Origin of the sequence: Halomonas sp. M1, from assembly GCF_029581375.1 — a bacterium.
Classification (GTDB): domain Bacteria; phylum Pseudomonadota; class Gammaproteobacteria; order Pseudomonadales; family Halomonadaceae; genus Vreelandella.
In genome coordinates, this window is the sequence record NZ_CP121119.1 from 3201272 (window position 1) to 3217150 (window position 15879).

At 56.6% G+C, this 15879-nt stretch carries 7 protein-coding genes and 1 pseudogene; all 8 read right to left on the reverse strand.

Translation table 11 applies throughout. The features are described 5' to 3' along the window. Window positions 1-119: 119 nt before the first annotated feature. Window positions 120-995 (reverse strand): tetratricopeptide repeat protein, encoded by an 876-nt coding sequence (locus tag P8S54_RS14760; RefSeq protein WP_281442333.1) that lies wholly within the window; start codon window positions 993-995, stop codon window positions 120-122. A 12-nt stretch (window positions 996-1007) separates the two neighbouring features. Beyond that, on the reverse strand, window positions 1008-2591 hold the full coding sequence (locus P8S54_RS14765; RefSeq protein ID WP_281442334.1) for an RHS repeat-associated core domain-containing protein: 1584 nt from the start codon (window positions 2589-2591) through the stop codon (window positions 1008-1010). A 387-nt stretch (window positions 2592-2978) separates the two neighbouring features. Further along, window positions 2979-5693, reverse strand: coding sequence for an RHS repeat-associated core domain-containing protein (locus P8S54_RS14770; protein WP_281442335.1), 2715 nt, complete (start codon window positions 5691-5693; stop codon window positions 2979-2981). A 15-nt stretch (window positions 5694-5708) separates the two neighbouring features. After that, complete coding sequence (locus P8S54_RS14775; RefSeq protein ID WP_281442336.1) at window positions 5709-5936, reverse strand: hypothetical protein; 228 nt, start codon at window positions 5934-5936, stop codon at window positions 5709-5711. Next, window positions 5933-8692, reverse strand: coding sequence for an RHS repeat-associated core domain-containing protein (locus P8S54_RS14780; protein ID WP_281442337.1), 2760 nt, complete (start codon window positions 8690-8692; stop codon window positions 5933-5935). Before P8S54_RS14780 ends, P8S54_RS14775 begins: the two co-directional genes overlap by 4 nt. A gap of 40 nt (window positions 8693-8732) precedes the next feature. Next, the gene (locus tag P8S54_RS14785; protein WP_281442338.1) at window positions 8733-9902 is read right to left on the reverse strand and encodes a PQQ-binding-like beta-propeller repeat protein; all 1170 of its coding nucleotides are present in this window, start codon (window positions 9900-9902) and stop codon (window positions 8733-8735) included. Further along, entirely contained in the window at window positions 9903-13775 is a 3873-nt protein-coding gene (locus P8S54_RS14790; RefSeq protein WP_281444115.1) for an RHS repeat-associated core domain-containing protein, read from the reverse strand. It lies immediately after the preceding gene. A gap of 21 nt (window positions 13776-13796) precedes the next feature. Continuing rightward, a pseudogene (gene tssI, locus P8S54_RS14795) lies at window positions 13797-15710 on the reverse strand (type VI secretion system tip protein TssI/VgrG); the annotation flags it as partial. Window positions 15711-15879 lie beyond the last annotated feature (169 nt).

The window sequence follows — 15879 nt, forward strand, 5'->3', positions numbered from 1 at the left end:
CCGGGCCCTCGATGCGTACGGGACGCCCCAGGGCATCGCGCTCAATCGCCCAGCGGCTTCCTGATGACCGATCACGCAGCCTTCGGGACTGAGTTTACCGAATATTGACCACCCTTCCCTTAGTTATCCATCGACTCATCAATACCTTGAGCAGCAAACTCATCTAATACATCCTTAGCTTCTTCTACGCCCTGTTCAGCGGCTTTTTGGTACCAATGAACAGATTTGGTATGGTCTTGCTCAACTCCCCAGCCATTTTCATACATAGCACCTAAGTTATACTGAGCAAGTTCATGGCCTTGCTCAGCAGCTTTGTGAAACCATTCGGCGGCCATAGTATCGTCTTGGGCAACTCCTTCACCATGTAAATAGAGCACGCCCAACTGGTATTGGGAAGATGGGTCTCCTTGTTCTGCAGACAAACGGAATAGCTGTGCAGACCTTTCATGATCTACGGATACACCATTTCCGAAGTAATACATATCGCCGAGATAGCCTTGGGATTTTGGTAGCCCTTGTTCTGCGGCTAATTCAAACCACCTAGCCGCTTCCGAATAGTCGCGTTTTACTCCCCTGCCGTAATAATAAATTAGCGCTAGATTTTCCTGAGAGCCGTCTACCCCTTGTTCTGCTGCTTGGCGGTACCATTTCATTGCTTCTTGATAATTTCGCGATACACCACTCCCATTTTGATACAGCCAGCCTAAATTATTTTGGGCTATTGCATCCCCTTGGCCTGCAGCTAACTTTAGCCAACTAGCGGCTTTCTCGAAATCTTGGTCAACACCTTCACCTACCAAATACATCCCGCCTAAGAAGGCTTGCGCATCTGAATTACCCTCCTCAGCCAACGGCTTAAAGTGCTCAAGCGCAAGAACATAATCTTCATTTTGAAGTGCTTCCCTTCCTTCTTCTACAGAGCTAGCCATTGTACTTAGTGTTGCTAGCATAAAAGTCAGAGTTACTACCGATATAATTACTTTAAATAAGTTCATTTACGTCACCATTTACCTTGTGTATTTATAGGGATTGACATCTAGACCATTGTCTTTTGAAGCTTCTGCGCCCCCATCTTTTAAGACTTTCCTTACCGCCGACCGTGGATTACCAGGAACCCCTATCTGGTGATCAAAGTGGGCATCTTCGGGTACTGGCCCTGGCCATATTTCAAAATTGGGGATTAGTTCGCCAGTATCTCGATTTAGGCGGCTTCCATCATTATTCTGATGCGCACAAACGCCATGTATCGTCGCAGCCTCCAAGAATTGCGCAAAAAATCCAACGCCAGGTTTTTTGCTCAACACCGCCATGACGGAGTTTCTCGCATTTACGGCCCCTGAGTAATCAGGCACCTTCATCCAGTCTTCAACATCGCTAATACATGTCTCTATAATCCCATTATTCATGGAAGAAGCGCGGCTACCCCCCATCCCCATTAGGGCTCTAGAGTCTGGCCTACTACCAGCAAGACCACTCAACCCCAGCGGATCCACCATCCCCGTCGGATTAGTCACATAGCCATATAAGTTCGTGCCGCCATTGAGCCCAATCGGATCCTGACTAATATACCGCCCCTGCTGCGGGTCGTAGTACCGATGGCGATTGTAGTAAAGCCCACTCTCTTCGTCGTGCCATTGCCCCTGGAACCGGATCGGTTGGGTGACGTTGCGCACGGCGCGTTGGTTTTTGACGGCAGCCCAATCATCAGGTTCGGCGAGCCAGCGGGGTTGGCCACTGGGGGTGACCAGTTGCATGGGGGAGCCCAATGCATCGGTGATATAAGCGCTGACTAATGGGCCTTGCTGGGTATCGTCGATGCGCAGCATGGGCACAAAACTCCCAGGCTCATACACCACGGTAGTGCGCTGTTTCTCGGTTTCTTCCCGTACGATGCGATCACCGTCCCAGCCGTAATGGGTGGTGGCCGTGGTGCCGTTGGTGTGGCGCACGGTTTTGCTGATGCGTCTTCCCAGGCCGTCGTAGCGGTAGGTGGCTTCGCGGGTGTAACCCAGCTCGCTGTCATGCGTGAGATGTACCAAGCGGTTAGCACCGTCGTAGCCTAGGGTTAAGCGTTCGCCGTTGGGCTGTTGGCGTTCGATCAGGTTACCGGCGCCGTCGTAGCGGTAACGGGCGCCGTTAAGCTGAGTGAGGCGGTTGTCAGGTAGCGCCTGCTGATTGTCTTGAGACTCTAACCGATTACCCGCCGCGTCCACCGAGTAGCGGTGGGCGTGGTCGCCGTGCTGGCTGCCAATCAAACGCCCGGCTGCGTCATAACTGTAAGCAATCACCTTAGAAGCTGGATCACCTTCCAGGCTGCGGAAGCTCATCCGCCCCAGGGCGTCGTATTGATAACTCTGCTGGCTGGTGGTGTCCGGGCTGCGTAGGGTGAGGTGATCCAGCTGGCCGAGGTTGGTATATCCTCGCTCTAGCACCAGCGGCTGATTGTGTGCATTGGCACTGGTGCTGAGGCGGCGCTGGGTCTCCCGGTGCAGGGCATCGGGTTCCAGGGCGATCTCAAGATCCAGGCCGGTGGCTCTTAGGCCGTGCAGGTGGCCATTGCTGACGATGCGCCGAAGTTTAATGTGAGTCATGCTGAAAGGTGCTTACTGGCACGCTACCGCCAAGGAAAACAGAACATGCCTTCTTTGGCGGGTGGTGAATAGGTGTAACATCCATGTTGCGTTCTTTATTGCCACATTTTCAGCCTATCAATAGGCATAAAAAAATAAGGCCGGCAGTAATAGCCAGATAAGTACTACAACGCCCATCCTAGGGATGGATTTAATAAATGATGGCCTAGCTATAAAGAAAACTCTATAAAATGGAGAGAAAGAAAAAAAAAGCATTATAAAAAGAATCACTTGAAGAAAGCCAGAAGACCTCATCAAGCAAAGCAAGTGAATAATATGGGCTGGTAGCATCACCAATACTCCTGCCCATCTACTTTCCCAGCTATAAAGGGTTTTTCTCTTAGGCATTTAATTTTCTCCCGGAACACACATCCCAGCTTCAAAGTGTCTATCCGAAAGACCATCATCATCTAGGTCATAATATCTGGATTGCTTAACACTTATTTCGCTGGGCGTGAGTAGGCCACCGAGTAAAACTTTGACCGGGTGGGCTTTTAACACCGCCCCAGTAGCAGTATCGATCTTGGAAAGCCCACTAGTAACTTTGTCCCAGGCCTTATTTAATCCCCAGTTCCCCATCTTTTCTAAATTTGATCTAGGTGCAGGTGGAAAGCGAGAGTAGGGATTGCCGGTACGTCCTCTTGGCCGACTAGATTGATCGCCTGGGCGACGCCCTCGGCGACGAGATTGATCAATATCCCCTGGGCGATCAAACAACCCCAACGGATCCACCATGTCGGTAGGATTCACCACGTAACCATATAGATTCGTACCACCATTGAGCCCAATCGGATCCTGACTAATATACCGCCCCTGCTGCGGGTCATAATAACGGTGGCGATTGTAGTAAAGCCCGCTCTCTTCATCGTGCCACTGACCCTGGAACCGGATCGGTTGGGTGACGTTGCGCACGGCGCGTTGGTTTTTGACGGCCGCCCAGTCGTCGGGTTCGGCGAGCCAGCGGGGTTGGCCGTTGGGGGTGACCATTTGCATTGGTGTGCCGAGAGCGTCGGTGATATAGGCGCTGACTAATTGGCCCTGTTGAGTATCATCGATCCTCAGCATGGGCACAAAACTCTCAGGCTCATACACTACAGTAGTGCGCTGATTCTCGGTTTCTTCCCGCACGATGCGATCACCGTCCCAGCCGTAGTGGGTGGTGGCGGTGGTGCCGTTGGTGTGGCGTACGGTTTTACTGATGCGCCTTCCCAGGCCGTCGTAGCGGTAGGTGGCTTCGCGGGTGTAGCCTAATTCGCTGGCGTGGATCAGGTGCACTAAGCGGTTGGCGCCGTCGTAACCAAGCGTTAGGCGTTCGCCGTTGGGCTGTTGGCGTTCGATCAGGTTGCCAGCGCCGTCGTAACGATAGCGGGTGCCGTTGAGTTGAGCCAGCTGGTTGGTGGTGTTCGGCGTTGGGTTCTCTGTTGATGGTGCCGCTAACCGATTACCTGCCGCATCCACGTTGTAGCGGTGGGCATTATCGCCGTGCTGGCTGCCGATTAAGCGACCGGCGGCGTCGTAACTGTAAGCGATCACTTTTTCTGCGGGATCACCTTGCAGGCTGCGGAAGCTCATCCGGCCCAGGGCATCGTATTGATAACTCTGCTGGCTGGTGGTGTCCGGGCTGCGCAGCGTTAGGTGATCCAACTGGCCGAGGTTGGTGTAACCCCGCTCCAACATTAATGGTTGGTTATGTTCATTGGCACTGGTGCTAAGACGGCGCTGAGTCTCCCGGTGCAGGGCATCGGGTTCCAGGGCGATTTCCAGATCCAGGCCGGGGGCGCTCATACCGTGCAGGTGGCCGCTGCCGTAGGTGTGCCAGTTGAGCGCCGGTAGGTCGCCGAACTGGCTGGCCTGGGGCGCACCGGTGGCGGTGAGGCTGTGCTGGTGCTGCCAGCTCCAACCGTTGCCGCCTTCTAATCCGGTATGTTGCTGCTGTTCGCCGATTAAGCGTTGGGCGTGGTCGTAGCTAAAGGCCACCTCGCCATGATCGTTGGTGACGCTAATGAGTTGCCCATTGGCACCCCACTGGTACTGCTCCGTGCTGGCCGGGGCTTGTTCGGTGGCAGGCAGGTGTCGGGCGGTGAGGCGACCGGCTTCGTCATAGTCGTAACGGGTGACCAGCGGCTGGCCGTCGGGGCCTGTTCGGTTGGTCTCAATGCGTTCGATCAAGCGCCCGGCGTCATCGTAGCGGTACTGCTGCTCCCGGCCATCGGGGCCGGTCTCGCTGGCTAAGCGATCCATGTCGTCATAAGCAAAACGATACACCGCGCCGTTGCCCAGGGTCAGCTCGCTAAGGCGGCCAATGTCATCGTACGCGGTAAACTGCTGGCTGCCGTCGGCCTCGATGCGCTGCACCGGGCGGCCGTGATCATCAAAGAAGAACTGTTGCCTAAACCCTTGGGGGCCTTCCAGCTCTACCAAACGCCCAAGGGCATCCACATGGTGGTGCCAGTAGAGCCCGTCGGGGAGCTGGGTGGCGATGCGGCGCCCCATCTTGTCGTGCTGGGTGCGGGTGGTCTCGTTCAGGGCATTGGTCACGCTGGCCAGATAGCCGTTTCGGTCGTAGGCGTACTCGGTACGCTGCTGGGAGCAGTCGATCTGGGCCGTGACCTGGCCCAGGGCGTTCCACTCGCGCTGATGGGTGGCCCCGCCTGCATCGGTGACGGTGGTAGGGCGGTTGGGCAGGTCGGCATTGTCATAGGCGAAGGCGGTGGTGCCTTCCGGCCCGGTAACTTCTAGTGGGTGGCCGAGCTCATTACGCTGAATCTGCCAGCGCTGCTCCTCGGGGCCTTCGATACTGATCGGCTGCCCGAGCGCATCCCGCTCAATGGCCCAGCGTGTGCCGTCCGGGCCGGTCTGGGCGATTACCTGGCCGTAGTCATCCCGTTCGATCAATGTCTCATGACCCAACGGATCCACCGTCGCTATCTTGAGACCCGCACGGTCGTAGCGGAACTCGATCCGCGAGCCGTCGGCGCGGGTGTGGGCCGTCCAGCGGCGGCCGGGGCCGCTGCCCACAAAGTGGTAGCGCTTCTCCCGGCCAAGTATGTTTAACGCAGGCATGTGATTAACTTTTTATTACTGATCCTTTTTTTTTGTAAGAAAAGTCAGAGTTGCAATCCCTAAAGCTACTAACAAAATGGAGTAAATTTTTCTTAGATTTTCATCATTTAATACCCCTCCCCTCCCTATTTCTCCTGTGAAAAAAACATTTATACCAGCAGCTATTGACAGTACTCCAAGGAGCAAAAAGCCAAAATTAATTTTTTTAGCCTTTCTTAGTAGTTTTTCTTGATATTTTTTCATCTCAAAGCCTCTTTGGGGCTTGTGATGAAGTCTATTAAAAAACCGCCAGCCCCATAAAAGTCCGGCGTAGGGCTAGTTCCTCCCACCGCGCTATCAATGAAGTCTAAAGCCGCGCCTTGTACGCCTGGATTCGCTATTCCGACAGCCGCACCCGGCGATACAGTCGCCACACTGCACATAGCACGCAGGCTAAGCTGATTTGCACTTGCTGCTAAAGCGCTACTGGCTCCTGCCGCGATTTTTGCTGCACCGGGTGCAGCTGCACCTACCATTGGGGCTCCTAAGGCGCCTGATGCCGCAGGAAGTGTGATATCACTACGTGTCGCCCCCTGATATCTCAGCGCTCTTCCATGATTTGCATCTTTAGCAAGTGCCGACATTCTTGTTGGGAAAATCGAAGCAATGATCCCTGGATTGTAATCTCCACCTGTTAGTACTTGGCCGCCTTGATCTGGCAAAGGAGCTGGTGCAGCGTGTGCTAACGCTTGTGAGCCATACGCTGCACCGATACTGCCCATGGCTGATTGAAACAGCCCCAGCGGATCCATCATGCCTATTGGGTTGGTCACGTAGCCATACAGGTTCGTACCACCATTGAGGCCGATGGGGTCTTGGCTGATGTAACGGCCCTGTTCGGGGTCATAGTACCGGTGGCGGTTGTAGTAAAGCCCCGATTCTTCATCGTGCCATTGCCCCTGGAACCGGATCGGTTGGGTGACGTTGCGCACGGCGCGTTGGTTTTTGACGGCAGCCCAATCATCAGGTTCGGCGAGCCAGCGGGGTTGGCCACTGGGGGTGACCAGTTGCATGGGGGAGCCCAATGCATCGGTGATATAAGCGCTGACTAATGGGCCTTGCTGGGTATCGTCGATGCGCAGCATGGGCACAAAACTCCCAGGCTCATACACCACGGTAGTGCGCTGGTTCTCGGTTTCTTCCCTGACAATACGATCACCGTCCCAACCGTAATGGGTGGTGGCGGTGGTGCCATTGGTGTGGCGCACGGTTTTGCTGATGCGTCTTCCTAGGCCGTCGTAACGGTAGGTGGCTTCGCGGGTGTAGCCTAATTCGCTGGCGTGGATCAGGTGCACTAAGCGGTTGGCGCCGTCGTAACCAAGCGTTAGGCGTTCGCCGTTAGGCTGTTGGCGTTCGATCAGGTTGCCAGCGCCGTCATAGCGATAGCGTGCCCCGTTGAGTTGAGCCAGCTGGTTGGTGGTGTTCGGCGTTGGACTCTCTGTTGATGGTGCCGCTAACCGATTACCTGCCGCATCTACGTTGTAGCGGTGGGCATTATCGCCGTGCTGGCTACCGATCAAACGCCCAGCGGCGTCGTAACTGTAAGCGATCACTTTTTCTGCGGGATCACCTTGCAGGCTGCGGAAGCTCATCCGGCCCAGGGCATCGTATTGATAACTCTGCTGGCTGGTGGTGTCCGGGCTGCGCAGCGTTAGGTGATCCAACTGGCCGAGGTTGGTGTAACCCCGCTCCAACATTAATGGTTGGTTATGTTCATTGGCACTGGTGCTAAGACGGCGCTGAGTCTCCCGGTGCAGGGCATCGGGTTCCAGGGCGATTTCCAGATCCAGGCCGGGGGCGCTCATACCGTGCAGGTGGCCGCTGCCGTAGGTGTGCCAGTTGAGCGCCGGTAGGTCGCCGAACTGGCTGGCCTGGGGCGCACCGGTGGCGGTGAGGCTATGCTGGTGCTGCCAGCTCCAACCGTTGCCGCCTTCTAATCCGGTATGTTGCTGCTGTTCGCCAATTAACCGCTGGGCGTGGTCGTAGCTAAAGGCCACCTCGCCATGATCGTTGGTGACGCTAATGAGTTGCCCATTGGCACCCCACTGGTACTGCTCCGTGCTGGCCGGGGCTTGTTCGGTGGCAGGCAGGTGTCGGGCGGTGAGGCGGCCGACTTCGTCATAGTCGTAACGGGTGACCAGCGGCTGGCCGTCGGGGCCAGGGCGGTTGGCTTCGATACGTTCGATCAGTCGCCCGGCGTCATCGTAGCGGTACTGCTGCTCCCGGCCATCGGGGCCGGTCTCGCGGGCTAAGCGATCCATGTCGTCATAAGCAAAGCGATACACCGCGCCGTTGCCCAGAGTCAGCTCGCTAAGGCGACCAATGTCATCGTAAGCGGTAAACTGCTGGCTGCCGTCGGCCTCGATGCGCTGTACCGGGCGGCCGTGGTCATCAAAGAAGAACTGCTGCCGAAACCCTTGGGGGCCTTCCAGCTCTACCAAACGCCCAAGGGCATCCACATGGTGGTGCCAGTAGAGCCCGTCGGGGAGCTGGGTGGCGATGCGGCGACCCATCTCGTCGTGCTGGGTGCGGGTGGTTTCCCCTAGGGCGTTGGTGACGCTGGCCAGATAGCCGTGGCGGTCGTAACTATAAGTTGTGCGCTGCTGTGAACAGTCGATCTGGGCGGTGGCTTGACCCAGGGCGTTCCACTCCCGCTGGTGGGTAGCACCCATCGCATCGGTGATAGTGGTAGGGCGGTTGGGCATGTCGGCATTGTCATAGGCGAAGGTGGTGGTGCCTTCCGGCCCAGTGACCTCCAGCGGGTGGCCGAGGTCGTTACGTGTGATCTGCCAGCGCTGATTCTCGGGGCCTTCGATACTCACCGGCTGGCCTAGCAGGGCATCGTGCTCAAACAGCATCTCGTAGCTTAGGGGATCAACTGTGGCGACTTTACGTCCCGCGCGATCGTGGGCCGTCCAACGTTGACCCACGACGCAGCTAACTACATTGGGAACTGACATTATTTAAATGTTTATGTGCTATGTACATATTTCTGCGTGGCTACTCCAACACATACACATGGCCATCAATACTGCCAAAATACAAACGTCCATCGACGATGGCAGGTGTGGAAGCAATCCCTGCATCAGTTTCATAACGCCATTTCATTTCGCCCGTATGGCGGTCAACGGCATACATATAGTGATCCCCACTGCCAAAATAGACAGTATCTCCAGCAATAGAAGCAGCACCTCTTATGAATCCCTCTGTTTCAAATCGCCAGATAAGCTCGCCATTTTCGACATTCATAGCATTCATATAGCCATGTGCGCCTGCGTAGCCTTCGCCATCGTCGCCGAAGAAAGCAATGTCATTAGCTAAACTGATAGATGACATACTTGAATATTCTATAGGAAACTCAGCTATTAGCTCTCCGTTATCTTTGTTTATTCGACTTATCATCCCTCCTTCATTTTCGCTAATTATGGAGTAAATGCAGCAATCATCTATAGCTGGGGTGCTAAAAGAGTTTTGCTTATTACTTGAGGAGGGGTAAGTCCATATTTTTTTTCCAGTCGCAACTGACAGCGCATCAATGCTCTGTGAGGTATCTTGAAAAAAAAGTATGTCATTCGATACTAATGGCTGTCCGCTACCCCCTTGAATAGGGTGTCTCCAGATTTCTTCACCTGTTGCTAAGTCCAAAGAAAATAGATTGTTAGACATAGATGTTAGAAATACCATGTCGTTATAGATTGTAGCTGCATCCATACCTGATTTGTCATCAGGCTCAAACCGCCAGATTTCCTCTCCTGATAATCGGTCAAAGGCTATTAAATAACTTTTATCATCGTTCCGAGAAAATCGGCGTCCCACAAGAAGAAAATCTTCATTCAGCGTAATCTGAAAGCTAGGCTGCTGCACTAGGTTTTTTTCCCAAATTAGTGAGCCGCTATTTTGGTTGACAGCATAAACTCCGCCCTCAAAGTCAGTAAAATATACAATCCCGTCATATACTAGCGGTGTGCTGAATACAGGCGAGCCAGCATCAAACTTCCATGCTAGCTTTGGTAAATTCTCCGGCCCCGTATCATCGTAAACTCCTGTTCTTTCCAAGTTAGCCTGGAACATCGTAGAATCCGCTAGAGCAGGAAAAAATATTGGTGGTAAAGAAGCCAGTAGCCCTATTGCTACTAAGCTTACTGGCGAAGCGGTAGACTTATAAATCATTTAAATACCCTTGTTTCTACTATTAGGGATGCCCAGGTCACCAAAAGATGGTTCAAGGCAACTCTTGTAAATTTCACTTAACTGATCGTCGATATTTGAATGTCTAGTTCTATTCTCTTGGGCAATATCAAGAACTCTTCTATGGTAACTTCTTTCCGAACGATCCACGCAAGCATTAAATTCACCTTCGATTACATCATCAGGCAGCAATAAAGCGCGTCGATTTTCCCTATCAGATTCACATCCTGCAATACTGCTTGCTTTTGCCTCATCAGCTTTTTCTATTTGATGCTCTACAATAGTAGGCAACTGGGAAGTACTATTGCTTATCGCTGTATAACTAGCTACGCACCAAGCATCATTGGCGTAGCCCGCTGCTTTTTGGGCTCCAGCGACTGCCGTCATCAATACACGAGGAGATAGGCCCATCGGATCTATGTTAGTTGTAGGGCTTTTTGTATAGTTATAAAAATTCATACCACCCAACAACCCAATTGGATCCTGGCTGATGTACCTACCTTGCTGCGGGTCGTAGTAACGGTGGCGATTGTAGTAAAACCCCGATTCTTCATCGTGCCACTGACCCTGGAACCGGATCGGTTGGGTAACGTTGCGTACGGCGCGTTGGTTTTTGACGGCTGCCCAGTCGTCGGGTTCGGCGAGCCAGCGGGGTTGGCCGTTGGGGGTGACCAGTTGCATGGGCGTGCCCAATGCATCGGTGATGTAGGCGCTGAGGATTTGGCCTTGCTGGGTATCATCGATTCTCAGCATGGGCACAAAACTGCCCGGCTCATACACTACAGTAGTGCGCTGGTTGTCGGTTTCTTCCCGCACGATGCGATCACCGTCCCAACCGTAGTGGGTGGTGGCGGTGGTGCCGTTGGTGTGGCGCACGGTTTTGCTGATGCGCCTTCCTAGCCCATCGTAGCGGTAGGTGGCTTCGCGGGTGTAGCCCAGTTCGCTGGCATGAGTGAGATGTACCAAGCGGTTGGCGCCGTCGTAGCCCAGGGTTAAGCGTTCGCCGTTGGGCTGCTGGCGTTCGATCAGGTTACCTGCGCCGTCGTAGCGGTAGCGGGTGCCGTTGAGTTGAGCCAGCTGGTTGGTGGTGTTCGGCGTTGGACTCTCTGCTGATGGTGCCGCTAACCGATTACCTGCCGCATCCACGCTGTAGCGGTGGGCATTGTCGCCGTGCTGGCTGCCGATCAAACGCCCAGCGGCGTCGTAACTGTAAGCAATCACTTTTTCTGCGGGATCACCTTCCAGGCTACGGAAACTCATCCGGCCCAGGGCGTCATATTGATAGGTTTGCTGGCTGGTGGTGTCCTGGCTGCGCAGGGTGAGGTGATCCAGCTGGCCGAGATTGGTGTATCCGCGCTCCAGCACCAGCGGCTGATTGTGCGCATTGGCATCGGTGCTGAGTCGGCGCTGGGTCTCCCGGTGCAGGGCATCGGGTTTCAGGGCGATTTCCAGGTCCAGGCCGGGGGCACTTAGGCCATGCAGGTGGCCGCTGCCGTAGGTGTGCCAGTTGAGCGCGGGGAGATCCCCGAACTGGCTGGCCTGGGGCGCGCCGGTGGCGGTGAGCGTGTGCTGATGTTGCCATGTCCAACTACTACCTTCAGCGTTTGCGATGTGCCGCTGCTGTTCGCCGATCAACCGCTGGGCGTGGTCGTAGCTAAAGGTCACCTCGCCATGATCGTTGGTGACGCTAATGAGTTGCCCATTGGCACCCCACTGGTACTGCTCCGTGCTGGCCGGGGCTTGTTCGGTGGCAGGCAGGTGTCGGGCGGTGAGGCGACCGGCTTCGTCATAGTCGTAACGGGTGACCAGCGGCTGGCCGTCGGGGCCTGTTCGGTTGGTCTCAATGCGCTCGATCAGTCGTCCGGCGTCATCGTAGCGGTACTGCTGCTCCCGGCCATCGGGGCCGGTCTCGCTGGCTAAGCGATCCATGTCGTCATAAGCAAAGCGATACACCGCGCCGTTGCCCAGGGTCAGCTCGCTCAAGCGGCCAATGTCATCGTAAGCGGTAAACTGCTGGCTACCATCGGCCTCGATGCGCTGCACCGGGCGGCCGTGATCATCAAAGAAGAACTGTTGCCTAAACCCTTGGGGGCCTTCCAGCTCTACCAAACGCCCAAGGGCATCCACATGGTGGTGCCAGTAGAGTCCATCGGGGAGCTGGGTGGCGATGCGGCGACCCATCTTGTCGTGCTGGGTGCGGGTGGTCTCGTTCAGGGCATTGGTCACGCTGGCCAGATAGCCGTTTCGGTCGTAGGCGTACTCGGTACGCTGCTGGGAGCAGTCGATCTGGGCCGTGACCTGGCCCAGGGCGTTCCACTCGCGCTGATGGGTGGCCCCGCCTGCATCGGTGACGGTGGTAGGGCGGTTGGGCAGGTCGGCATTGTCATAGGCGAAGGCGGTGGTGCCTTCCGGCCCGGTAACTTCTAGTGGGTGGCCGAGCTCATTACGCTGAATCTGCCAGCGCTGCTCCTCGGGGCCTTCGATACTGATCGGCTGCCCGAGCGCATCCCGCTCCATGGCCCAGCGGGTGCCGTCCGGGCCGGTTTGCGCGATCACCTGACCGTGGTCGTCGCGCTCGATTAGCGTCTCGTGACCCAGGGGATCCACGGTAGCGATTTTACGACCCGCACGGTCGTAGCGGAACTCGATCCGCGAGCCGTCGGCGCGGGTGTGGGCCGTCCAGCGGCGTCCGGGGCCGCTGCCCACAAAGTGGTAGCGCTCCTCCCGGCCCAGGCTATCGGTGACCAGGGTGTGATCCACCTGGTAGCTGTACGTCCGCGCTAAACCTCCGGCTTCCTGCTGGCCCACCACGCGGCCATCCGGGGCGTGGCGATCCCAGCTGTAGTGGGCTTCCATGCCACCGGGTACCCGGTGGGCGGTGAGCATATGGTCTTGCCACTCAAACTCCCGCACTACCTCACCATGGCGGTGGCGCACCGCAATCAAATCACCCACCGGGCTATAGGAGTAGCGCACCAGCCACTCGTCCGCTAGCTTACCGTCGTGTTCCTGTACCAGCTTAACGCCGGTTAAGCGTTGGCCGGTATCGCCCTGCATAGCAGGAAGCAGGGCATCGTAGACTAACTGGTAGTGGCGCTGGGCGCTGTCGATCACCCCCACCAATAGATCCCCCTCCCAACGGTACTGGGTGGCATAGCCGTTGCGGTCGCGCTCTTCGATTAAGGGCCAGCGGTTGGAATCGCCAGCAGAACCCTCTCTTACAGAACTCGATTCTGTAGCGCTAGTGCCTACAGCACTAGCGCCGGAGCTGGCAAAAATATAGTAAAGCCCACTGGCATCGCTTAGCACGATACGCTCAGGATCACTGCGCAGCGTTTCGTCTAACGCTTGCCAGCGGGGCGCGTGACTCTCTTCAGTGGTTGAGGCGCCCCCACGCCGTATCCACAGCTGCTCGGTGGGCGAGAAACGCGACTGACCGGGAGCCAGTGCACCAAAGGTAATCTCACGGCCCTGGGCATCATGAACAATGCAGGCGTCGTCGTTGAGGGTAATGGCTAGGGACTCGCCGGGGAGCGACCAGCCCTGTCCCAGTGCACCTACCTCACCGTTACTGGAGAGGTAGCCACGGCTAAACACAAACGGCCGTGGCGCCGGGAGCGCAAAATCGGTCTCCGCGGGCAGCAGTTTGGCGCCCAGCAGTGGGTTGACCGGGCTACCCACCGCGGGCTCACAGGCACTGCAATCATCGGCCAGGCCATCGGTAATATCGATATCGTCCAGCGCTAGCGGCGTGGCGGCTGTAATGTCGCTGGTTAACAGCGGGGTCTGGTGTGGTTCAAGGGTGACGTCCTCGCTCTCCTCGGGCTCGGCCTCAAAGGGTAAGCGGGGCAGCACAATGGCGTGGCCCTGGCCGCGCCCAGGGCTACCGCCGGAGTTGATCTTGACCTGGGGGCCGACAATAGTCACCCCGCCCGGGTCGAGCTTGATAAAGCTGCCGCCCGCCTTCAGGGTGATCTCACTACCGGCTTCCAAGACAATCTGGTTGCCCGCCTTGTGGTGCAGCTCGCGGCCGGTCTCCACCAGCTGGGACTCCCCGTAGACTTCATGGCGGCTCTCATCCACCTGAAGGTGGTCATCGCCTTTGATCAGGGTGTGCCGTTTACCGTGTACGGTGAGGTGATCGTCGTTATGGATCTCACTGAGTCGGTTGCGATGCAGCTTAAGGTGGCTATCCCGGCGGATCTCCTCGGTACGGTCGTTAAGGGTTAATAGCTCCAGGTCTTTTTGGGCGTGGAGCCAAATCTGCTCTTCGCCCGCTTCGTCTTCAAAGCGCAGTTCGTTAAAGCCGTCGGCCTTGTGGCTTTGGGTGCGGATCACCGTGCGGGTTTTGTGTTCCGGCAGCGGGTACGGGGGCGTGTTGACCGCGTGGTAGGTGCGGCCGGTGACCAGCGGTTGATCGGGGTCGCCCTCTAGGAACGAGACAATGACCTCGTGGCCGATACGGGGAATCGCCATGCTGCCGTAGCCGCCGCCTGCCCAGCCTTGGGCCACCCGCACCCAGCAACTGGCGGTTTCATTGGGTTCGGCGTAGCGGTCCCAGGGGAACTGGACTTTGACCCGGCCGTGTTCGTCGCAGTAGATCTCTTCACCTTCCGGCCCCACCACAAAGGCCACCTGGGGGCCATCCACGCGCGGCTTGGGATTAGGCACCGGGCGGAAGGTTTGATCCTTGGGCATGATCACCACGTCGTTGTGGTAACGGGTCATTAGCTCGCCTGACTGGGCAGAGCTACTGCCATTACCGCCCCTCGCCATACCGTCCTCTTCCAACGCCTGGGGCTGTTCGCCGTGGTGCACCACCGAGACCACCTGCCACGCCTGGTTAAGGCTATCGATATCGTGGTCGGTGAGGGTAAAACAGATACCGGGGGCAAGTTCCGGCAGGTCACTCTCGGCTTCAGCGGTGAGGGCATCGGCCCGTAGGGATTCTAAGCGGTGGCGGGTAAACGGCTTACCGGACGCATCCTTCTTATAGCGGCCGGGATAATCGAAGTGTTCGTAATCTTCCCGCTGGGCGTGTTCGCCTAGATTTGGGGCGTGGTGTTCGTGGAGCTGCGCGTAGGGCGGATTCTTAAAGGTGTAATCTTTGAGCATCGCCGAGGCGGGACGTACCCGGCTGGCCTGGCGCAACTTGCGTACGTGGCGTCGGGGCGGGGTGCCCCCGGCGCGACCGTGGTAGACGCGCTCGCCTATGCTGGGCAGTACCACGGTGGCGTCAGCAAACACTAACGAGTGTTTACCCCCTTCGACGTTCTCAAACGCATGGAAATAGAAACACCCCTCTTCGGCGGCCACGCGCTCGATAAAGGCCAGGTCGGTCTCGCGGTACTGCACCAAAAACTCGCGATCCAGGGGCGTGCGGGTGGTGGCAAAGCCGATATCGGTGAGGCTGCGCTCGCTGGCTAGCGTAGTAATCGCATCGTAAGGCGAGGCGTCCTGAAAGATGCGCGAATTATGGCGCAGGGATAACCGCCACAGCGCAGGGCGAATCTCGACCCGATAAAAGCTGCGCCGATGACCGCGATCGCCGCGATGCAGCTCTGCGATCACCCCATGCACACGGCGCAGCGGTTCGCCGTCCTGCCAAATGCTAAGCGTCGCCTCCTGATCCAAACAGTCGGTGGGCGACAGGTCGTGGGTACGGCTGGCAAAGTCCACGGAGAGGGTAAACGGCTCAGAGAGGGCTTCACGATGGGTAAAACGCACCACGGCGGTATCATCCACCCCGGGTAGGGTCAGGGTAAACTGCAGGCCCGTTTTATCCGCCATCGCGCCGCTCCTTGGATCGTTATCTGCTAAATAAGAACGGATTAGGATAGCGGCAACGAGGCCCGAGACAAGCCCAGATAGGCAAGTCACAGGGATCTCTTACGTGCGTAAGAGATAGCTTACATAATTTTAAGAGATCGCTTACAGAACAGCTTCAGGCTCTAGTGAA